The sequence below is a fragment of the Kaistia algarum genome (genome assembly GCF_026343945.1).
Taxonomy (GTDB): domain Bacteria; phylum Pseudomonadota; class Alphaproteobacteria; order Rhizobiales; family Kaistiaceae; genus Kaistia; species Kaistia algarum.
In genome coordinates this window covers 229,392-249,916 of the sequence record NZ_JAPKNJ010000002.1, presented here as the reverse complement: position 1 = coordinate 249,916, position 20,525 = coordinate 229,392, and the positions used below count along the sequence as shown (strand labels likewise).

Annotated in this window: 15 protein-coding genes and 1 tRNA gene; 6 read left to right on the top strand and 10 right to left on the bottom strand. The window is 63.5% G+C overall.

All coding sequences use genetic code 11. The features are described 5' to 3' along the window. Positions 1 to 13: 13 nt before the first annotated feature. The 8 genes from OSH05_RS14480 to OSH05_RS14445 all read right to left on the bottom strand — a co-directional run bounded on the left by OSH05_RS14480 (position 14) and on the right by OSH05_RS14445 (position 13,491). Positions 14 to 973 carry an ABC transporter permease gene (locus OSH05_RS14480; protein ID WP_407660408.1) on the bottom strand — a complete coding sequence of 320 codons (960 nt, stop codon included), beginning with the start codon at positions 971 to 973 and terminating at the stop codon, positions 14 to 16. A 62-nt stretch (positions 974 to 1,035) separates the two neighbouring features. Then, complete coding sequence (locus OSH05_RS14475) at positions 1,036 to 2,622, bottom strand: sugar ABC transporter ATP-binding protein (protein ID WP_104219860.1); 1,587 nt, start codon at positions 2,620 to 2,622, stop codon at positions 1,036 to 1,038. Between the two features lie 79 nt (positions 2,623 to 2,701). Next, positions 2,702 to 3,700 (bottom strand): autoinducer 2 ABC transporter substrate-binding protein, encoded by a 999-nt coding sequence (locus tag OSH05_RS14470; RefSeq protein ID WP_104219861.1) that lies wholly within the window; start codon positions 3,698 to 3,700, stop codon positions 2,702 to 2,704. Between the two features lie 73 nt (positions 3,701 to 3,773). Further along, the gene (locus tag OSH05_RS14465; protein ID WP_104219862.1) at positions 3,774 to 4,730 is read right to left on the bottom strand and encodes an ABC transporter permease; all 957 of its coding nucleotides are present in this window, start codon (positions 4,728 to 4,730) and stop codon (positions 3,774 to 3,776) included. A 153-nt stretch (positions 4,731 to 4,883) separates the two neighbouring features. Beyond that, positions 4,884 to 6,941: a bifunctional sugar-binding transcriptional regulator/dihydroxyacetone kinase subunit DhaK gene (locus OSH05_RS14460; protein WP_104219863.1), complete on the bottom strand. Its 2,058-nt coding sequence runs from the start codon at positions 6,939 to 6,941 to the stop codon at positions 4,884 to 4,886. Then, positions 6,938 to 7,597 (bottom strand): dihydroxyacetone kinase subunit DhaL, encoded by a 660-nt coding sequence (gene dhaL / locus OSH05_RS14455; protein WP_104219864.1) that lies wholly within the window; start codon positions 7,595 to 7,597, stop codon positions 6,938 to 6,940. The genes OSH05_RS14460 and dhaL (OSH05_RS14455) overlap by 4 nt, the downstream gene beginning before the upstream one ends. 14 nt (positions 7,598 to 7,611) lie before the next feature. Then, on the bottom strand, positions 7,612 to 9,351 hold the full coding sequence (gene dhaL / locus OSH05_RS14450) for a dihydroxyacetone kinase subunit DhaL (protein WP_104220011.1): 1,740 nt from the start codon (positions 9,349 to 9,351) through the stop codon (positions 7,612 to 7,614). Between the two features lie 498 nt (positions 9,352 to 9,849). Then, complete coding sequence (locus OSH05_RS14445) at positions 9,850 to 13,491, bottom strand: DUF3320 domain-containing protein (protein ID WP_104219865.1); 3,642 nt, start codon at positions 13,489 to 13,491, stop codon at positions 9,850 to 9,852. A gap of 572 nt (positions 13,492 to 14,063) precedes the next feature. Here OSH05_RS14445 and OSH05_RS14440 point away from each other — a divergent pair. Next, a complete protein-coding gene (locus OSH05_RS14440; protein ID WP_104219866.1) occupies positions 14,064 to 14,402 on the top strand; it encodes a hypothetical protein in 339 nt (112 codons plus the stop codon). A 46-nt stretch (positions 14,403 to 14,448) separates the two neighbouring features. On the opposite strand, the gene OSH05_RS14435 is transcribed toward OSH05_RS14440, so the two are convergent. Further along, a complete protein-coding gene (locus OSH05_RS14435; RefSeq protein WP_104219867.1) occupies positions 14,449 to 14,982 on the bottom strand; it encodes a hypothetical protein in 534 nt (177 codons plus the stop codon). A gap of 189 nt (positions 14,983 to 15,171) precedes the next feature. On the opposite strand from OSH05_RS14435, the gene OSH05_RS14430 reads away from it, so the two are divergent. Further along, complete coding sequence (locus OSH05_RS14430) at positions 15,172 to 16,047, top strand: hypothetical protein (RefSeq protein WP_133163124.1); 876 nt, start codon at positions 15,172 to 15,174, stop codon at positions 16,045 to 16,047. A 176-nt stretch (positions 16,048 to 16,223) separates the two neighbouring features. Here the strand turns inward: OSH05_RS14430 and OSH05_RS14425 are convergent. Beyond that, positions 16,224 to 16,297: transfer RNA gene (locus OSH05_RS14425), tRNA-Gln, on the bottom strand. Between the two features lie 264 nt (positions 16,298 to 16,561). On the opposite strand from OSH05_RS14425, the gene OSH05_RS14420 reads away from it, so the two are divergent. The 4 genes from OSH05_RS14420 (at position 16,562) to OSH05_RS14405 (ending at position 20,519) form a co-directional block, all read left to right on the top strand. Further along, positions 16,562 to 17,665, top strand: a complete 1,104-nt coding sequence (locus OSH05_RS14420) for an ABC transporter substrate-binding protein (protein WP_104219869.1) — start codon at positions 16,562 to 16,564, stop codon at positions 17,663 to 17,665. Between the two features lie 98 nt (positions 17,666 to 17,763). Continuing rightward, a complete protein-coding gene (locus tag OSH05_RS14415) occupies positions 17,764 to 18,648 on the top strand; it encodes an ABC transporter permease (protein WP_104219870.1) in 885 nt (294 codons plus the stop codon). Beyond that, positions 18,645 to 19,427 carry an ABC transporter permease gene (locus OSH05_RS14410; RefSeq protein WP_104219871.1) on the top strand — a complete coding sequence of 261 codons (783 nt, stop codon included), beginning with the start codon at positions 18,645 to 18,647 and terminating at the stop codon, positions 19,425 to 19,427. The genes OSH05_RS14415 and OSH05_RS14410 overlap by 4 nt, the downstream gene beginning before the upstream one ends. A 27-nt stretch (positions 19,428 to 19,454) precedes the next feature. Next, positions 19,455 to 20,519 (top strand): ABC transporter ATP-binding protein, encoded by a 1,065-nt coding sequence (locus OSH05_RS14405; protein WP_104219872.1) that lies wholly within the window; start codon positions 19,455 to 19,457, stop codon positions 20,517 to 20,519. The last annotated feature ends 6 nt before the right edge of the window (positions 20,520 to 20,525 follow it).

Here is a 20,525-nt window from a genome sequence, read left to right as displayed (position 1 = left end):
GCCTTGTGGCCGTTCAGCCGCGGCTGCGAAGCGCGAAGATCGTTCCTGCCAGCAGGATGAAGCCGCCGACAATAGCCAATTGTAGCGTGCTGGGGATTCCGACGAAGATCAGCACATTGCTGACGATGGTGATGAGAAAAACCCCAAGCAGCGTGCCGATGACGGTGCCTGACCCGCCCGTGATCCGCGCGCCACCCAGCACGACGGCGGCGATGATCTCCAGTTCCATGCCGGAGAGGTCGAAGGGATTGGCAAGGCGATTGCTGGCGACATGCACGATTCCCGCGACGCCAGCCAGGAGCCCAGCCCAGCCGAAGACGAACAACCGCACTCGGAACAGATTGAACCCCAGCCGCTCCGCAATGGCCGGATTGCCGCCCGAGGCGAAAATCGCACGACCCATCAGCGTGCGCTCAAGGATGAACCACGTCACCAGCGCCGCCACGACCAGCACGATCACGGTCGCGGGCAGCATCGAGATCGCGCCGTCCGCGCCGACATGCGTGTAGATCGCCGCCTTGCCGAAGGCGTCCATCGCGGGCGGAATGTTCATGAACAGCGCCGTGCCGACAAAGGTCAGCAGGAAACTGCGGATGATGTATTGCGTGCCGATGGTCACGATCAGCGATGGCGCGCGCAAGGTGTGAACGAGCAGGCCGTTCACCACACCGAAGGCGGCACCACCGATCGCTGCCAAGGGCAGGATGATCCAGAGCGGCATGCCGGGAAAGACGTTCGTCACCAGCATGGTCAGCGCATACATGACGAAGGCGGCGATCGCCGTGAAGGATACGTCGATCCCGCCAGCGGCGAGGACGACGAGCACGCCCATCGCGAACAACCCGCGCACGACCGAGGCGCGCAGGATGTCGAACAGATTGTTCACGGCCAGGAAATCGGGGTTGGCGATGGCCACCACGATGATCGTCAGGATGGTCAGCGCCAGCGTGAAGAGCTCCGGACGACGCTTCATCAGCTCCCAGACCCGGGCGGCCGGACCGGCTGGAATGGTGGCAGGTTGGGCGGCCAGATCGGTCATTTTGCGCCTTCCTTCATGCCTTCGGCGTCGCTGGCCATGGTCTGATAGATCGCGTCCTCGCTGACGGAATCGGCGGCATAGGTGGCGACGATGGCGCCCTGCCGCATCACCGAGATGCGGTCGCAGTTCTGGATCAGTTCGGGCAGGTCATCGCTGATGATCACGACCGCCATCCCCTCATCGGCCAGACGCTGAATGATACGGAAAATCGTGTCCTTCGATCCGACATCCACGCCCACGGTAGGGCCGTGCAGGATCAGAAGCCGGGGCTCGATCGTCAGCCAGCGGCCGATAAGCACGCGCTGCTGGTTTCCACCCGACAGCGACTGCACCGGTACGGTCACGTCGGGAGCGACCACCTGCAGGTCGGCGACGGTCTTCTCGGCCAGTTTGCGCGCACGCCCCGTGCTGATGATGCCCAGCGCGCCGCAAAGGCGGCTCAGAACGGGAAGCGTGATGTTGTCCTGGATCGGCTTCTCCAGGAACAGCCCTTCGGTGAGCCGGTCCTCGGGCACATAGCCGATGCCCTCCCGGATGGCGGCCGCGGGACTCTTCGGTGCGATGATCTTGCCGCCCAGCCGGATGCGGCCCTGGTCCGCCGGCGCAACACCCGCCAGCGCCAGCGCCAGCTCGTTGCGGCCTGAATCGAGCAAGCCGGTGATCCCGAGGATCTCGCCCCGACGGACGGAGAACGACAGCCCGCGAAAGGCGCTGCCCGAGCCCAGCCCCTCGACTTCCAGCAAGGCGTCGCCAAGCTTCGGGTCGGTCCGATAGCGGGCCTCGCTGATCTCGCGTCCGGTCATCCAATGGCTGAATTCGGCCTTCGTATGGGTTGCCACGTCGAGTTCGGCGACCTTTTCGCCGTCGCGCATGACGATGGCGTGGCCGCCCAAAGACTTGCACTCATCCAGCTTGTGGGTGACGAACAGTACGGCAACGCCCTGATCCAGAAGATTGCGGACGACCCGCAGAAGGTTGTCCACCTCCTGCCGGGTCAGCGACGTCGTCGGCTCATCCATGATCACCAGCCGCGCCTCGGCGGCGATGGCGCGCGCGATGGCGACCAGCTGGCGCGTGGCGATCGGAAGCGTGTCGGTGCGCCGCGTCAGGAAAGCGCGGTCGGTCGGCAGGTTCACTTGCGAAAGCGCTAGCGCGGCATTGCGATAGAGCGCGCCGACATCGAGCCGCCGCGCCAGCGCCCCGCCGGCCTCGACGAGTTGCCGGGTCAGCGCGACATTCTCGGCCACCGACAGGTTCGGCAGCAGCGACAGGTCCTGGTAGACCGTTTCGATCCCGGCCTTGAGCGCGCCGATGGCGCCGAGGTCGCCCGCCACCTCTCCCGTCTGCACGCCACCGATGAGCATCCGCCCTTCATCCGCGCGCTGCGCGCCCGAGATGATCTTGATTAGGGTGGACTTGCCGCAGCCGTTTTCGCCCATCAGATGGTAGATCTGGCCTGGCCGGAGCGTCAGGCTGACATTCTTGAGGGCCCGAACCCCTCCAAACGACTTGCGCACGTTCCGGATTTCCAGGAATGCGGGAGCCGGTCCTGCCTGCGGATCTGGAGACTGCTGGGGCTGCATCGCGGTGTCCTGATGAGGTCTTTCGTCTGCAAGGCCGCGATGATCCGCGGCCTTGCCTCTTGCAGATCGATCGATCGGATCAGAACGGGTACTTGCTGAAGTCGTCCTTGCCGACATCAACCCAGGCCTGACCCTGGATGAGGACGCCCTTGCCCGGCCCCTTGCTCACCTTGACGGCATTGTAGCCGGGGACGCCGAGATCCATGCCGTCGGTGATCGGCTTGCCGTCGAGCACCATCTTGGACACGACGTTCATGACGTAGCCGGCATCCTTCGGATCCCAGAAATAGATCCGATTGATCGCGCCCGACGTCAGATACGGACCGCTGTCCTTGGGAAGACCCAGGCCATAGACGCAGATCTTGCCCTGCAGGCCGGCTTCCTCGACCGCGCGGCCGATGCCGATCACGTCGATGGCGGACGAGCCCTGGAAGCCCTTGATATCCGGGTGCAGGCGCAGGATTTCCTTGGCCTTCTCATAGGCGCGGTTGGCATCGTTGAAGGATTCGTTCTTCGCCGACACCAGTTCCATTTCCGGATACTGCTTGGCGTTTTCCGCGCCCGCATCGACCCACTGGTTATGCGTCAGGCTGCCGAGCGAGCCGACGAACGTCGTCCACTTGCCCTTCTTGCCCATGCATTCCGCCAGGCCTTCGTTGATGCGCTTGCCAAAGGCAGCGTTATCGAAAGCCTCGATGTCGGCATCGGCGTTGACGATGTTGCTGCCTTCATGCGCGATGACCTTGATGCCGCGCTGCTGCGCACGGCGCAGAACGCCTTCAAGGGCCGAAGGATCCATGGGGACAACAGCGATCGCCGAAACGTCGCGGGCCACCAGGTCTTCGATGATACGCGACTGCTGCGCTGCATCGGCCTTGGCCGGCCCGATCTGGCTGACGGCAACTTCAGGATGATCCTTGCCGAAGGCATCGACGCCTTCGTTCATGCGGATGAACCAGTTCTCGCCGGTGACCTTCACCACGGTGGTGATGTTCGGCTTGTCCTCGGCCTGCGCCGCGCCCGTGGCCAGCAGGCCGATCAGCGCCACGCTGCCCGCCAGTCTCGCGATCAGACTCATTTGCTATTCCTCCAATGTCTTGAACAATTGCTAGTCCGTCCCGCGCGTCGCTCTCTTGGAGAGCCCGCACCCCTTACCGCCTCAGACGAAGCCAAGGCGAAAGATCCACGCGCGCCGAAGCCAGCAGCGCCAGCAACAGCGCTCCCCAGGCCAGGTCGCGGAAAAAGTTGGAAATTTCCATGAAGTTGAACAGGCTCGACAGCGTCTGAAGCGCCGTCGCCGCCAGGAGAACGCATAGGACCTTGCCGTGGCCGCCCTCGGGCTTAACCCCGCCCAGCACCGCGATCAGAATGGCGATCAGCACGTAGGAACTGCCATAGTCCCACTTGACGGATGAATTCCGCGCCGCAATCACGATGCCGGCGACAGAAGCGAGCAAGCCGCAGATCGTATAGGTTACGATGATCATCCGCCGCTCGGAGATCCCGCCATAGCGGGCCGCTTTCGCATTGCTTCCCAGCAGCATCAGCTTCACGCCAAAGGGCGTGAACTTCAGTACAAAACCCAACCCCGCCGCGATCAGAACGAAAAGCGCGAAGCAGATGGGCACGCCGAGGATCGGCAAATTGCCGAAATCATCGAGCGGCGGGATGTAGCCCATGCTGACCCCGGAACCGTTGGTCAGGAACACGGCGATCCCCGTGAACAGGAGCTGCGTTCCCAGCGTGGCGATCAGCGGCGTCAATCCCGCGATGGATATGACGATCCCGTTGATGAGCCCGCCGACCAGCCCGACGGCCAGCGCAATTCCCGCGAGGGTCCAGGCGAACAGCATGGGCGCGTCATCCGGCACGATCATCAGCTTGGTCGCGAGGAAGGCGATGATGCCGGCGAGGTTCGCCAGTGCGATTCCCGACAGGTCGATGCCGCCATTGCCCGAGATCATGGCCAGCGCCACGCCGAGCGCCAGAAGTCCCAGTTCCGGTACCTGCGCCGCCATCGACTGCAGATTGTAGCTGTCGATGAAATTGTGTCCGGCGAGCACCGCGCCCGCGACCAGGACGACAATATTGATCGACGCCAGGAACATCGTCTGGCGATCCAAAGCTGATGGCACTTCAACCCTCCCGCGCGACTAGGCGTTGCCGCCCCGCCGTTTCCGCATATCGCCGCGATCTCGTGTCAATTGTCAATTCATGATGACGTATGTCAAAGACGCTTTCGTTCGACGCGACGCTCATGGCTAGCGCTCCAACACCGTCACAGCGGGCGCGTGGCAAGGATGGTCGAGCAGGGACGCCAGTTCGTCGTCGAGATGCAGCAGCGACAGCGACACCCCCTCCATGTCGAGCGAGGTGTAGTAGGGCCCGACGAGGCTCTTATGGACGACCAGCCCGTGAGCCTTCAGCCTCTGACGCACGCGGCGATGCAGGATGTAGAGTTCCATAGCCGGCGTGCCGCCCAGCGAGTTCACCAGCACTGCGACCCGGTCGCCGTGCACGGGCTTCATCTCGGCAAGGATACGGTCGAGCAGCAGGTCGGCGCAGTCATCCGCCGATGCGAGCTTCCGGCGCACGACGCCCGGCTCGCCATGGACGCCGACACCGATCTCCATGTCGTCGGGGCCGAGTTCAAAACTGGGCCGACGCGTGTCCAAGAGGCGCGCGGGCTCAAGGGCAAGCCCCATCGTATAGGTGCGGTTCGCCGCACGCCGCGCGAGAGCCTCGCATATCTCGAGCGGCAGCATCCGGTCGGCGGCAGCACCCGCGATCTTGAAGGCGAAAATGTTGCCGGCAACGCCACGGCGCGAGGCGCGCGACTCCAGCGGCGACGATGCGATGTCGTCGATGGTCACGATCTGGCGGACGCGCAGCCCTTCGGCCTCGGCCATCTCGGCTGCCATTTCGAAATTCATGACGTCGCCCGAGAAGTTGCCATAGATGTAAAGCAGTCCGGCCCCGCCGCTGACGGCGCGGCTGGCGGCGAGGATCGGCCCCGGCGGCGGCGCCGCGAAGATGTTCCCGACTGCCGCCGCATCCGCCAGCCCACGGCCGACGAAGCCCCAGAAGCCGGGTTCATGGCCCGATCCGCCGCCGATCACGATGGCGACCTTGCCGGTGCGCGGCCCGGCGGCGGCCATCACCGCCCGCGTCGTGCCCGGCACCGGGGCGATCAGCGCCTCATGCGCCAGAAGTGCGCCACCGAGGCATTCATCCACCGCGTCCTGCGGAGCGTTGATCAGTTTCTTGGCGTGGCTCCGCGACAGGGCAGGCAGAACCGGCTCAGGATGGGAGCGGCGCAGCGGTTCCGTCCAGCCCTCGGCATTCAGAATGCCCCGGCCCGTCGCCGTGTCCGTCACGAGCACATTGACGTGCTTGGCACGAAGCGCGGCGAGGATCGCGGCGATCTTGTCGATGCCACCGGCGACAGCGATCCGCTGTGGAATGCGCTGCAGCATCTCCAGGTCGAGACCGATGGTCCGCTCGGTCAATGGCCCAAGGACAGGCTGGCCTCGAGCCGAGATGAAGCGCCCGACGATGCTGCCAACCGCGGAATCATAGTGCGAATGCTGATCGATGCCGTCGAGGAATCCGCTGGTATGGATGGTGCTTTCCGGACGCAGCGACGAGATGCCCATGACGATCCGGTTCGCTTCCGCGAGGATTGCCATCTGCTCTGCCAATACCGGCTCGCGCAGCAGAAGTTCCCTCACCTCACGCGAGGAAACGATGGCCGGCGCCGACAGCGGAATGCACCGCGCCTTCAGCGCCTCGGCCAGACGCGAGGCGCAGGCTTCCGGCGTCCAGGGAATGCGTGCCGTCGTCCCGCCGGTCGCCTGCACCACACGCACATCGGCGAGGCCGGGATGGTCGAGCGCCTCGGCCAAGGCCAGGACCGACCGGCCCCAAGTGACGGCGATGGTGTCTCCCGGCCGGACGAAACTCTTGAGAACCTGCGCTCCAGCGGCACCGAGCCGGGCGATCAGCGGGCGCCCGTCACCATCGGTGGGGATGACGAGGCAATCTTGAAGGTTGAAGTGATCCTTCAGCGCCTGCGCGATAGAGAGTTCCCGAAAGCGATCGGGCGCGATCTCGATATTGACGATGCCACGGGTACGGGCGTCGGCCAGATAGGTGTTCACCGAGGCGCGCGACAGGCCCATCTTCTCGGCAATCTCGCCCTGCGTCAGCCCCTCTTCATAATAGAGCCAGGCCGCCCAGAGCAGCGTGTCGTCGCCGAACCGCAGTGGCATCGGAACCGTCGCGTCGCTTTCAACCCCTTGAGCTGGGCGTGCCATCATCGGACCGCCCTCTCGCGGCGCCGCATCGCGTCGCGCAGAGCCGCGATGATGATCGTTGCCGATGCCGCGCCCGGGTCGACATGGCCCAGAGTGCGTTCGCCCAGCCGTGCCGCCCGCCCGACGGAGGCGACCATCGCGCGGGTCGCCTCGCGCCCATCTTCCGCCGCGTTGACCGCTTCATCGAGACAGGCAATCGGATCCAGTCCGCGCGCCTCGGCCTGTTGCACCGCCCGCGCTGCGGGGGCCCAGACATCCAGCATCGTCTTGTCTCCCGGCTGGGCCTTGCCCCTCTCGCGAATGCCGTCGGCAAAGGCCGGGATCAACGAAGGAATCGCCTCGGGGGCTATCTCGATCCGGCCGGTATAGAGCTTTCCCGCCCGCAGAAACGCGCTGGCATAGAGCGGTCCGGTCGTCGCTCCCACGGCACTGAGGAAGGATTGCGCCGCCACCGGAAAGAGATCCCCCGCCGGTGCCCCTCGCATGGCGGCGTCGGAACTCGCCCGGACAATGGCGGCAAAACCCTCCGCCATGGAGTTCCCATGATCGGCGTCCCCGATCACGCCATCCAGAACGCCGAGTTCCGTCCGCGCCTCCATCAATCGGGCGGCGATGACGCGGAACAGGTCGGTAATATGGTCCGCAGTCAACGGCACCATGACGACGCCTCCTTTCAGGCCAGCCGCTTCTCGAAAGCGTCGCCCAGCGTCACGAGGATCAGGCAGCAGGAGGTTGCGCCCGCATCGGGCACGCCCCGCGATCGTTCGCCGAGCCGGCTGGCCCGACCGACCTTCGCCACCAGGTCGACGGTGCTGTCGCGCCCCGTCTCCGCGGCGAGGCGCATAGCCCGCAGAGCCGGAACGAAACCCTGGGTCTTCGTCGCATCGAAGGAGGCCACCGCAGGAACCAACGTATCCATCAGCGTCTTGTCGCCGACATTGGCCGATCCCGTGCGCCGAACGCCTGCAAGGCCGGCGTTGAGCAGGGCCGAGAAGCCCTCGGCATCGATAGCGCTGCGCCCCTCGATAGCCGATGCCATCTCCTGGAACATCAGCCCATAAAGCGGCCCCATCGATCCGCCGATCTCCGACATCAGAACGTCGGAGAGGACGCGGAGAGACTGATCGAGGCTCAGCCCCTTGCCCTCGATCCGCTCCGCGGCGCGGCTAAAGCCCTTGGCCATGTTGATGCCGTGGTCGCCATCGCCGATCAGCCCGTCGATCTCCGACAGATGCGCCTTGTTCGCGACGATCACGGCCGCCAATTCGGCAACGATGGCGTCCGACCCGACATTCGCCACGGCGGGGCCATGGATCGCCACATCGCTGACACGAACCGACCGAAATTCCTCGCGCCGCGCCTGGACCTTGCGCGCGCCAGCTTCCGCCATCGCCGCCGCCGGTGCCGCTACCGTCCCCGTCGCCATGCCCGGCGACACGGCTTCTAGATCGAGCAGCGCCTTGGTCTCCTCATCGAGAACCATCACCGTCAGCGTCGCGCCGATCATTTCCAGCGAGGTGAAATAGTTACCGACGAACGCCTTGTGGACGCGGATCCCTCGCGCTTCCAGTCCCGTCTCGATCCGGTCGTAGAGCACATAGAGCTCGTTCACCGGCGTCGCCCCGAGGCCGGAGACCAGCACCGCGACTTCGGCTCCCGGGAACAGGCCGTGATCGTCCATCACGATCGACAGCATGTCGTCGGCCGCCTCGTTCGCCGTCTTCAACGCCTCGACGCGCGTGCCGGGCTCGCCATGGTGGCCGATGCCGACCTCCATCGTGCCGGGCGCGATCTGAAAGTTTGGATGCCCCACGCCGGGCAGCGTGCAGGGGCCGAGACCCACGCCGACGGAGCGGCAGGCATCGATCGCCTTCTGCGCCGCCGCCTTCACGTCAGCCAGAGAACCACCTTGCGCCGCCTTGGCGCCGCCGATCTTCCACATGAAGATCTCGCCCGCCACACCGCGGCGCTTGGCTCGCTCAGCGGGAGGCGCGGAGCAGACATCGTCATTGGCGACGACGGTCGCGACCTCGATGCCATCGGCGACGACCATCTCGGCGGCCATCTTCACGTTCATATTGTCGCCGGCATAATTGCCGTAGAGCACCGCGACCCCTGCCCCGCCATCGGCGGCCCGGATCGCATCGGCAAAGCTCTTGGCCGTTGGCGAAGAGAACAACTCCCCCACGGCGACCGCATCGACCATGTTCCGGCCGGTGTAACCGATGAAGGCCGGCTCATGGCCCGATCCGCCGCCCGTGACGATGCCGACGCGGCCGACATGCGGTGCCGACGTCGACACCACCACCCGAGGATTCGAGGGGTCAAGCCGGACAAGATCGCGATGCGCTTTGACGAAGCCGGCTACGGTCTCGTCAACCAGATCGTCCGGATCATTGATGAACCTCTGCATCATCTCTCCCGCAAATTCCCGTTCCGTCGATGCACCCAAGCCTAAAGCCTGAAGGCGCCCCATGAGCGAGCGACGCCAAGCCTGCCGCCATAGGCAAGGATGATTAGAAGACTGCGTCGGATGTCCTCCCCGACGTCGCGGACAATTTCCGTGCCGCGCTGACTTCTGTAAATCACGTCAATTTCGTCATAAGTCAATGGTCAACTGAAATATGTAAACGCCACCCGAGCTTGAGGGTCTGAAGCGTTCCCGCTCGGTAGCCGCAGCCGGGCCCCGACGGGTGCGGCTCGCACGCCACGGCCCCTGCCAGACGCTCTGTGCCGATATCCGTCCGGTCCCTGCCCTCACTGGAGAGGAGCGCCTCGCTCAACGACCTACGCCACGGGCCTGTCGAACGAACAGAAGTGCCGCGGGGCGCACGGTTCCGCGCTCGCTCCATCGGACAGCCGATAGTGCGATGACGCCGGCGAAGCCGTCCGCGCAGAAGAATTAGGCCTCTCAGGCCTCCAACGCCGCAGGATCTTGGGATCCTAATGCCCCGCGATATCGTCCGCGAGACAGTGCCTCGTCGAGACGGGCTCTCGTCGGGGCGGTGAGCCGCCCCAGGCCGAGGAGCCGCGCGAGAGCCAGCGCCGGATCGGGCTCGTCGACAATGTCGAGATTGTCAGCGACGAAAGCAGCCAGTTCGGCGAGCGGAATGTCGGCGATCGCACGGCCGGAGCCCGCATCAAGAGGCTGGCGGTACGGGATTCGCTCGGCGAGGGTGCCCTTGCGCCAAAGGAACACCCCGCTCGTTTCCTCGCTTCGGTCGACGTCGCGCAAGTGCTGCGCAACGCGCTCGCGGATACGCCCGCCGACGCGCAGCCAGCCATGAGCGCGAGCGATGCGTTGGAACAGGATGTCTTCCTTGATCGGCGCCTCGCAGGTGAGCACGGCATCGACCATCGAACGCAGCGTGACGCGGTAGGTGAAATCGAAGAAGCGGTCGGGCTCAGCGCGTATGCCGGCAAGATTGGTTATGCGATAGCGCGGAGGGTCCCCAGCGATGGAAGGGAGATCAACCGGCGCGTCCTCTCCGCCAGCGGCCGGCATCGCGCCGTTGTGAAGATTGGGCTCGGCGGCATGGTCGAGGTTGACGACGCGGTCATCGGCTGGCTCTTCGGTATCTTCCGGCACGGTGGGAGCGGGCTCGGATTCCAGCTCCGGTTCCGCGCCACCGGCGGCGGGCTCCACCTCGTCGCCCATTTCCCAGCGACTGGACTCGTCACCCGAATTCTCAGCTTCGGCCGAATTGCGACTCTCCTCGAGCAGGACCCAAAGCGCTTCATGCAGGCGTTCGATCGCGCTGTCCGGATCGAACCACCAATCGGTCGACCAGACTCGAAGGATGTTCCAGCCAAGGCCGAGAAGCACCTGCTCGCGCACCTTGTCGCGGTCACGCGCCGTGGCGGAGCTATGATAGGTCGCGCCATCACATTCGACGCCGGCAAGGAAGGCGCCGGCTCGCTCGGGATGCCGGACGCCGAGATCGACGCGGAAGCCGGATATACCGACCTGAGGCATCACCTCCCAACCAAGCCGACGGAGCCTTTCCGCGACAGCCTCCTCGAACGGGGACTCCGGACCGCCGACCGAGCCACGGTCCTGCGCAGGGAGCGCAATCGCACCCCGTTCCGCATAATAGAGAAATGCCTTCAGATGCTTCGCGCCGAGCGCGCGGCTCCGTTCCGTGTCGATCTGGTCGGCGGTGAAGCCGGAAAAGACGATGAGTTCCTGGCGGGCACGCGTCACGGCGACGTTGAGCCGCCGCTCCCCGCCATCCCGGTTCAAGGCGCCGAAGTCCATTCGCCGAACCCCTGCCGCATCGGCCGCGAAAGTGATCGAGAACAGGATCAGATCGCGCTCGTCACCCTGAACGTTTTCAAGGTTCTTCACGATCGTCGGCTCGACGCGATCCTCGGCGAAGAACCATTCCAGCGCGGGCTCGCGGCGGCGCGCCTCGTCGAGCAAGTCCTGGATCAGCGATTGCTGCTGCGCGTTGAAGGTGATGATGCCCAGCGTCGGGCGCTTCGCCTCGGGCAACTTCAGCCAACGGCGCATGCGATTGCTCGCCTCGGCCGCCACGGCTTCCGCCTCGATCCGGTTGGTCCGGCTCTTGCCTCGATCATAGATGCCCTCCCGCACCGCCCGGAGGCGCACGGCGCGATCCTCGACATTGGGGGCCGGGAAGGTGATCAGGCGGTTTTGATAGTAGTGCCAGTTAGAGAACGCGATCAGAGATTCGTTGCGGCTGCGATAGTGAAAGCGCAGGTCCCGCATCGGCAGTCCGGCCGCCTTCGCTTCGTCGAGGATGCTCTCCAGGTCACGCTCGTAGAAGGGGACAGCATCGTCATCCCCTGCCCCGTCGCCATCGCCGTCATCATCGTTGCGGCCGAAGAAATTGGTCGGAGGCAGTTGCTTCGGGTCGCCGACGATCACGGTTTGCCGCGCCCGTGCGATCGCTCCCACGGCATCCCAAGTCGTGATCTGGGACGCCTCGTCGAAGATAACGACATCGAACAGCGCCTGGTCCGGCGGCAGATACTGCGCAATGGACAGTGGCGACATCAGCATGCAGGGGGCAAGCCGAGGAAATGTCTCCGGCATGGCGGCGATCAATTCGCGGATGGATCGGCTGGGACGCTGCAACTCCATCTGATGCCGGAGGCGACCGAGTTCGGAGTTCGGCGCAACGCCTGCCGCCGGCGGCAGGCCGTGATCGAGCGAACTGGCGACGCGCGATGCGACGTCGGCCCGCACGAGATCGTCCAGCTTACGGAAGTCGTCGATGGCGTGCTCGTGTTGGAAGCGGCGGAAGTCGCGCAGCACGGGATCGGAATCGAGCAAGGGTGGCAGCCACCAGCGGGCATAGGCAAGACGAAAGGCCTCAAGAACCGCCTCGGGCGCGATCGCACCGGACTCCAGATCCTCGACGAGCGGGGAGAGGCCCTTTGCTTTCGCCCTGCGACGGACGGCACACCACGTCGACCAGTCACGCAACAATGGCCGAGCATCCACCAATTCGCCCATCCGCAACGACGTGTCGAACAGGAGGCTGGTCGAAATGGAATCCAGCGGGTCCACACCGGCGACCTCTGCGAAGGCGGCCCTCGACGCCTCGAAATCGACAAAGGCCGACGCGAAGCTGTCCGCGCTCCGGCGAACCGGCTCATCCTCGCTACCGGAGCGGAGCGCCGGCGCGATCGCCCGCGCCACGGACTGCAACGCCTCGTTGCCGACGCCGAGGCGCAGCAGGCTTTCCCGCAAATTCGACGCACCCCTGAGCCGGCCGTCCAGCGCATCGAGATCGGTATCGATGCCCGAAAACTCCACAGGCATTCCGGCGAATTCGCTCGCCTCGACCGTAGCGAGGCATTCCCGCATCCTGCGCAGCAGGGGTAAATCCCGCGCAGGATCGGTCGCGCCGCCCGCAGCATAGGCTTGAAGAAGTCGCGTGACCCGGCGACAGGCGAGCCAGCGCTTCGGCCAGGCGGAGGCGACGGCCTGACGCCACTGGTAGTCAATCTCTTCGAGCGGAAGACTCGCCACGACGTCCGCTGGAAAGTTCGCCGCGAGATTCGCCTCAGCGGCGCGATAGCCTTGGATCGCCGACCCAAGCGTCGACAGCGCCTCACGAAGACGGGTGAAAGTGCGGTCGAACAGGATCGTATGATCGGCACCCGCACTCGCCCGCAGCGCGGTCGCAACGTCTCGGAGTCGTCCCAGCTCCTCGATCGACGCATCGTCCATCGAGGGGAGGCCAAGCCGGGCTTGGAATTCCATCAAAGACGTACGAAGGCGATCCGCGCCGAGCTTCAATTCGCGGGCCGATTGAAGGAGCCGTTCCTGCCAGGCCGACGACCATTCGCCAGGATCGACGAGCGCGAAGACCGGGCGGCTCTCGATCGACCGGAAGACGAGTCCAAGCTCCTCAGCCAGCGCCTCGAGCTCCAGGCGAGTCATCTCGTCATGGGCATCGATCGATGCCCAAGCGAGCGCCGGAGCATGCGCCTCCGCCCCTTGGAGCGCCGTTCCAAGCGCAAGATAGGGCGTCAGGCCATTCGGATACTCGCCTGCGGCTCGCCCCCGCGCTCCGCGCATTAGGAAGAATGAAAGATCCTCGGCGCCTGCGGCGCCTGCGGAGCGTCGCCTTCGGCTCCGCTATCGGTGAAGCATCTTCTGTCCGCAGAAGGGAACCCTTCCGGCGATGAGGATCTCCAGCCTTCAGAATGAACACCTCCGGCGATGGGGAAGCCCTCCGGGCAACAAAGAGAAGAAACGCTGCGCTCCTAGCGAATTGCGCCGTGCGACTCTCTGCCTCGCTCTCAACACAGAGTCACCGATGCGTGACACCTTTCTTCCCGATGCGACCTACTCCCGGCTCGTCGAGGATCTTCAGGGCTTATCCGGCCCGATAGACCGGCAACAGATCGTTGACACGCTCGCCTCGGCGAACGTGCGGCCCGTCTACTGCCTGGCTGACTCCGCAAATCACCGGAATGGGACCGCAGCGCCCGAACGATGGGTCGGACGAACCCATCAGCCGACGACGATGACGAAGGCCGCCAGTGACTCTCTGCGGCGACCTGAGAATCTTTTGACTTTCGACTGCGTGCCGTCGAGCCGCCGCTATAGCAGGCCTGCACGACCTCCCGTACTAAGGATGAAGATCTATGACCTACCCCGCTAACGCCTCGCCGCAGGCTGTCGCCGAAATTCTCGAGCGTTACCGCATGGGAGCAATCAACTTCGCCGAACAGCGTGATCAGCTTCAAAAGCTCGGCGCGCATGATCCCGCTCTCCGCAGCTTCGTCGAGACGTTTCTTCGCTGGACGCAGGTGCCGGGCAACAATGAAGTGGAGTGGCTGGCCCAGCCTCGACCCCATCGCAACTATCAGAGGGCGCCCAGCTCCGACCGTGGCGCTCTTGGTTCATATGAGGCCTCGACTTCAGTGGAGATTAGATCACACAGGACATCGCCCACCGCGCCGCCACGGACCTGGCCGACTTGAGCTCAGATGCATCGTCGGTTGATGATCTCGCGAGCGTGTGCAAGGCCTATTCGATCTTCGTGCACCTGCCAATCGTTAGGCTGGGTGTATCCTCGTTGTTGTCCACTCCGCTCACATACCCCACGAGATAAGCCGCAAGATACCGACCAGTGGCAAGATTAATTGTGTAGTCTTTGAGAGCAGCCGAGCATCTAAACGCACCCCCCTTCCACATGGACAAGCTCATAACACTTCCATCGACATAATTCGACCGAGTCGTGCAATATTGCGGGGTATTAATGACAAAATCGGATATGGTGACTGCATACGACATCGCATCGCCAGATAAGAATCCATCTCCGGCCTTCACCACTCGCTCTTTTTTTATATTTATGACGAATTTATTCTCGTCTACACGAAACGAGGTGGCGCGCCATTCTTTTTCGACGTCGCTATAAATGACGCCACCGGCGGCAGATGCTATACAAAAGTACTTGCCCGCGAATTTTCCCGATACGTCATAGAGATCCTCTGCGGCCAAAACGGGAGAAATGAACACACCAATAGAGATAGCGACCGCGAGTAGGACCGGCAGCTTCATCTTTATCTCCTGTCACTCGTTGGAAGGCGCAGAATTACACAATTCATAAAAGGACGCTGCGTTGCAATCGTCGGCTTGCGGTTCGATTGGCGATTTTCGTAATCAACGCTATAGTGGATATCGACCTACAATTACAGTTTCATTGTGTACCTGCGATGCAGCGGCACTTATCAGCTTTGTCGGGCTGTCATGAAAGACGATTTTTCAAACGGAATCTATCTGGGACTAAGTGGTCCGCTCCTTGCCGGGGAAAAAGTCTATTTTAGTCGTGGAATTGTCATGGAAGCGACCTACGCGCACCTCATGAGCCCGATGACGATGGCATTTACTCCGGTGGGACCCGGCCGTCACCACCCTGCTCCTTGGAAACAGGCTCGAGGTGGTTTCGGGCAGGATATCATCACCCAGGTCACTATCCCGCCGGCAGCCGGCGAGACGGCAGAGGAGCGACAGACGATAGCAACGACAATCCTGTTCTTGCTTCGACTGTGGTCAGATCCGTCAATCACGCTACCTGCGATTTCCAATATGCCCTTTGCGACGATTCGCGATGCGGCGGACGCCGTAGCCCACATCATACCGGTTGAACATCGACAGAAGTCGTTCCCGTTGGCCGCGATCGACTCGAGCAGGATATTGAATAGCTTGCCATGGGTCGTCACCCACTTCGAACCTACCTTTCACCTAATGACGACTAGCTCCGAATTCAGGCTAGCTGCTGGTGCCCTGGATACCGGTCAGTTCGTAGAAAATTCGGCGCTGGCGTTGATTTCACTTTGGGGAGCCCTGGAAGCGATCTTCTCCCCATCAACATCTGAACTAAGGTTCCGCGTTTCGTCGCTAATAGCTGCGTACACCAAGCCTCGAGGGCCAACTCGGCTGGCGGAGCAACGGCGTATCGTCAATCTTTATGACAAGCGCTCTGCCGCCGCTCACGGCAAGCCAAGCCACGCCGGTGACGACCTGCTTCAAACATTCGAGCTACTGAGGTCGGTGCTGATAAAGATCATCGGTGATGGCAAGATCCCGACGAAGAACGAGCTTGAGGAGCTTCTATTCGGCTAGTCGATAAAGAGTGTGGCGCCCGACTGTGACGGCAAGGTGTGACGACGAGATCCAGATCTATCGAATCAAGGTCACTCGGCCCCCCCGTGTAACACCCACAAAGGTGTTACACATTAGACCCGTTTTTGATGGTCGATTTTCGTCTAAGTCATTGCTTTTATTGACTTTTACGAAAGTGGCTGGGGAACCTGGATTCGAACCAAGACTAGCGGAGTCAGAGTCCGCTGTTCTACCATTAAACTATTCCCCAAACCGGGAAGCGGCAACGGCGCGAGTCGCTGGGCGGCTGGCATTTGCGCTTCGGTTCGGCGGGCGTTCTACTAGCCCAGAGCGACCATGCCGTCAACCTTGTCGAGCGGGCATCCTCCCAGAACGCGCGCAGCCGTGCGGGTTCTGAATGACATCCAAACTTCAAAGAGCGATGATAGTGTCGGGTAGACGGCTTATCATCGTCGGGGGCCGGAAGTTGCGGCCGGGATGCGTCGGGCGGAAATCGCCGATGGGAGAAAGAAGAATGATGAAGAACTGGATGCGTTTGTCGGTATCGGTACTTGCAATCGGTGCGTCGACGAGCCTGGTGCTTGCTGACAGCATGGACGACCTCGTCGCCGCGGCCAAGAAGGAAGGCACGCTCACGACCATCGCTCTTCCGCATGACTGGTGCGGCTATGGCGACGTCATCGCCGGCTTCAAGGCGAAGTACGGCCTCGAGGTCAACGAGCTCAATCCCGACGCCGGCTCGGCCGACGAGATTGAGGCGATCAAGGCCAACAAGGGCAATACCGGCCCGCAGGCGCCGGACGTCATCGACGTCGGCCTTTCCTTCGGCCCGACCGCCAAGACAGACGGCCTGATCCAGCCCTACAAGGTCGCGACTTGGGACACGATCCCCGACAGCGCCAAGGACGCCGACGGCTACTGGTATGGCGACTATTACGGCGTCATGTCGTTCCTGGTGAACAAGGACCTCGTCAAGACGGTCCCGACCGACTGGGCCGACCTGCTCTCGCCGGAATATGCCAACTCGGTCGCGCTCGCGGGCGCCCCGCAGACGGCCAACCAGGCGATCCAGGGCGTGTTCGCCGCCGGTCTCTCGGCCTCGAAGGGCGACATCGCCAAGGCGGGCGAAGAGGGCCTGAAGTTCTTCGCCGAGCTAAACAAGAAGGGCAATTTCGTGCCCGTGACCGGCAAGTCGGCCTCGCTGGCGCAGGGCTCGACCCCGATCATCATCGCCTGGGACTACAATGCCCTGTCGTGGCGTGACGTTCTCGCCGGCAATCCGCCGGCCGATGTCATCATCCCGAAGACGGGCGTCGTCGCCGGCGTCTATGTCCAGGCGATCAGCGCCTTCGCGCCGCATCCGAACGCCGCCAAGCTCTGGATGGAGTATCTCTATTCCGACGAAGGCCAGCTCGGTTGGCTGAAGGGCTATTGCCACCCGATCCGCTTCAACGCGCTCGCCAAGGAAGGCAAGATCCCGGCCGATCTGCTGGCCAAGCTGCCGGCGCCGGAATCCTATGCTCCGGCGATCTTCCCGACGCTCGAGCAGCAGGGCGCCGCGAAGGAAGTGATCGCCAAGCAGTGGAGCGAAGTCGTCGGCGCCGACGTCGCCAAGTAGTCCATACGATCCCGGGCGCCGGTCACCGGCCGGCGCCCGACTTCTCACCTGCAACCCAATTGCCGGCTCACCATGAGGTCAGCCTTGCCAAGGACGCCATGAGCACCACCGCCCTGCCGGCCACCGCCGCGCGCGTGAAACGGATCCCATGGTCCTGGCTCGGCATCCTGCCGTTCCTCATCTTTTCGCTGCTGTTCCTTCTGCTGCCGGCGGCCAATCTCATCGTCGGCGCCTTTCAGGATCCGAGCGGCAATTTCACGTTCCAGAACATCCTCAATCTCGCCCAGCCCGCGATCATCCGTTCCTATACGCTCAGCCTCCAGATCAGCGCCGCCTCGGCCCTGGGCGGCTTGGTGATCGGCTTCTTCCTGGCGCTGGCGACCATCCTCGGCGGACTGCCACGCTGGGTGCGTCCGACGCTGATGACGTTTTCCGGCGTCGCATCCCAGTTTGCCGGCGTACCGCTCGCTTTCGCCTTCATGGCGACGCTCGGACGAACCGGCCTCGTGACGGCGCTGCTGTTCACGCTGTTCGACTTGAATATCTATCGCGGCGGCTTCAACCTTTTGTCCTTCCTGGGGCTGACGCTGACCTATCTTTACTTCCAGATCCCGCTGATGGTGCTGGTCGTCTCGCCGGCGCTGGACGGTTTGAAGCGCGAATGGCGCGAGGCCGCATCGATCCTCGGCGCCACGGGCCTGCAATACTGGCGCATGATCGCCTTTCCCATCCTGTGGCCGAGCCTCCTCGGCGCCTTCCTGCTGCTCTTTGCGAATGCGTTCGGCGCCATCGCCACGGCCTATGCGCTAACCGGCTCGTCGTTCAACCTTGTGACCATCCTGCTTTACGCGCAGATACGCGGCGACGCGCTGCATGATCCCAATCTCGGCTATGCGCTGGCGCTCGGCATGATCGTCATCACCGGCCTTTCCAACGGCGCCTATATCTGGCTCGCCTCCCGCAGCGCCCGGTGGATCCGATGAAGACGACGCGCTTCTTTCCCTGGCTCGGGTTCATCGTCGGCGCGGTCTATTTCCTCGTGCCGCTGATCGCGACGTTTGAGTTCTCGCTGCGCATGCAGCGCGGCGTCTATTCCTTCAAGGCCTATCAGGTCGTCCTCGCCGATCCGAACTTCCAGGCGAGCTTCTCCTATTCAGCTGTCATCGCCTTGATGACCATCATCGTCGGCATCGCGCTCGTGGTGCCGACTGCCTATCTGGTCCAGCTGAAACTGCCGCGCCTCAGGCCGGTCGTCGAGTTCATGACACTGCTGCCGCTCGTCGTCCCGGCCATCGTCATCGTGTTCGGCTATCTGCGGATGTACAATTCCTCGTCCTGGCTGCCGCTGACGGGAAGCGCGCGAAGCACCGACCTGCTGCTCATCTTCGCCTATGTGACGCTCGCCCTGCCCTATATGTATCGCTCGGTCGACACCGCGCTCCGGACCATCGATATCCGTACGCTGACGGAAGCGGCGCAGAGCCTCGGCAGTTCGTGGCCGCGCATTCTCATCCAGGTCATTCTGCCGAATATCCGCGTCGGCGTGCTGTCCGGCGCGTTCCTGACCTTTGCCATCGTCATAGGCGAGTTCACCATGGCGAGCCTGCTCAACCGGCCGGCTTTCGGGCCCTATATGCAGCTGATCGGCGCCAACCGCGCCTATGAGCCGGCGGCACTCGCCGTGATCGCTTTTGCCATCACCTGGGCCTGCATGGGCCTCATCCAGCTCGTCGCCAGTTTCTCGCCCGGCCAGAAGCGCTGACGCCTCAAGGAAGACCGAAGGACCATCATGGCTTTCCTCACGATCGAGCGGATCACCAAGACGTTCGGGCAGCTGACCACCGTGAAGGGCGTCGACCTTGCCGTCGAGCGCGGCGAGTTCGTCACGCTACTGGGGCCGAGCGGCTGCGGCAAGACGACGATCCTGCGCATGATCGCCGGCTTCGAAACGCCGACCAGCGGTACGATCCGCATCGACGGCAAGGACGTGACGGGCCTCAAGCCGCACCAGCGCAATATCGGCATGGTGTTCCAGGCCTATGCGCTGTTCCCCAATATGACAGTCGCTGACAACATCGCCTTCGGCCTCAAGGTCGCGCGCAAGAGCGCGGCCGAGATCGCGAGCCGCGTCAAGGAGATGCTCGATCTCATCAAGCTGCCGCAGGTGGCCGATCGCTATCCCTACCAGCTCTCCGGCGGCCAGCAGCAGCGTGTGGCCCTCGCCCGCGCGCTTGCCATCAAGCCGCAGATCCTGCTGCTCGACGAACCGCTGTCCGCGCTCGACGCCAAGATCCGCGTCTCGCTTCGCGACGAGATCCGCGCCGTGCAGCGCCAGCTCGGCATCACCACGATCTTCGTGACGCATGACCAGGAAGAGGCGCTGTCCATGTCGGACCGGATCTGCGTCATGAGCGAGGGCAATATCGAGCAGCTCGGCACGCCGTTCGAGATCTATAATTATCCGAAGACCCGCTTCGTCGCGTCCTTCATCGGCACGCTGAACATCTTGAACGGCAAGGTGTCCGACGGCGCCGAGGGCCGTATCATGGTCGACGGGCAGGAGATCGTGACGAGCCGCGGCCTCAAGGGCGCGGGCACGGGCGACGCACTCGCCGTGGCGCTCCGCCCGGAGGCGCTGTCGATCGGACGCGCCAACGGTTCGAGCAACAATCTGGAGGGTACGATCGACGAGGTGCATTTCCTCGGCTCGGTCGTGCGCATCCGCGTCCGCTTCAAGGACAGCGCCGTCTCGCTCGACACCTTCAACCGCCCCAACGCCGCCCCGCCCGAACGCGGTCAGCCGATCACGGTCAATTTCGGCCGCGAGGATATTCTGGTGCTTGAGGGCGCATAGGCCTGA

Bases quoted from the DNA above. Each gene is read 5' to 3' on its own strand.
- dhaL (WP_104219864.1), bottom strand. From the start codon at position 7,597: ATGGTGCCGTTGACTGCGGACCATATTACCGACCTGTTCCGCGTCATC.
- OSH05_RS14405 (WP_104219872.1), top strand. From the start codon at position 19,455: ATGGCTTTCCTCACGATCGAGCGGATCACCAAGACGTTCGGGCAGCTG.
- OSH05_RS14475 (WP_104219860.1), bottom strand. From the start codon at position 2,622: ATGCAGCCCCAGCAGTCTCCAGATCCGCAGGCAGGACCGGCTCCCGCA.
- OSH05_RS14445 (WP_104219865.1), bottom strand. From the start codon at position 13,491: ATGCGCGGAGCGCGGGGGCGAGCCGCAGGCGAGTATCCGAATGGCCTG.
- OSH05_RS14480 (WP_407660408.1), bottom strand. From the start codon at position 973: ATGAAGCGTCGTCCGGAGCTCTTCACGCTGGCGCTGACCATCCTGACG.
- OSH05_RS14430 (WP_133163124.1), top strand. From the start codon at position 15,172: ATGAAAGACGATTTTTCAAACGGAATCTATCTGGGACTAAGTGGTCCG.
- dhaL (WP_104220011.1), bottom strand. From the start codon at position 9,351: ATGCAGAGGTTCATCAATGATCCGGACGATCTGGTTGACGAGACCGTA.
- OSH05_RS14435 (WP_104219867.1), bottom strand. From the start codon at position 14,982: ATGAAGCTGCCGGTCCTACTCGCGGTCGCTATCTCTATTGGTGTGTTC.
- OSH05_RS14460 (WP_104219863.1), bottom strand. From the start codon at position 6,941: ATGATGGCACGCCCAGCTCAAGGGGTTGAAAGCGACGCGACGGTTCCG.
- OSH05_RS14410 (WP_104219871.1), top strand. From the start codon at position 18,645: ATGAAGACGACGCGCTTCTTTCCCTGGCTCGGGTTCATCGTCGGCGCG.
- OSH05_RS14465 (WP_104219862.1), bottom strand. From the start codon at position 4,730: ATGTTCCTGGCGTCGATCAATATTGTCGTCCTGGTCGCGGGCGCGGTG.
- OSH05_RS14470 (WP_104219861.1), bottom strand. From the start codon at position 3,700: ATGAGTCTGATCGCGAGACTGGCGGGCAGCGTGGCGCTGATCGGCCTG.
- OSH05_RS14440 (WP_104219866.1), top strand. From the start codon at position 14,064: ATGACCTACCCCGCTAACGCCTCGCCGCAGGCTGTCGCCGAAATTCTC.
- OSH05_RS14415 (WP_104219870.1), top strand. From the start codon at position 17,764: ATGAGCACCACCGCCCTGCCGGCCACCGCCGCGCGCGTGAAACGGATC.
- OSH05_RS14420 (WP_104219869.1), top strand. From the start codon at position 16,562: ATGATGAAGAACTGGATGCGTTTGTCGGTATCGGTACTTGCAATCGGT.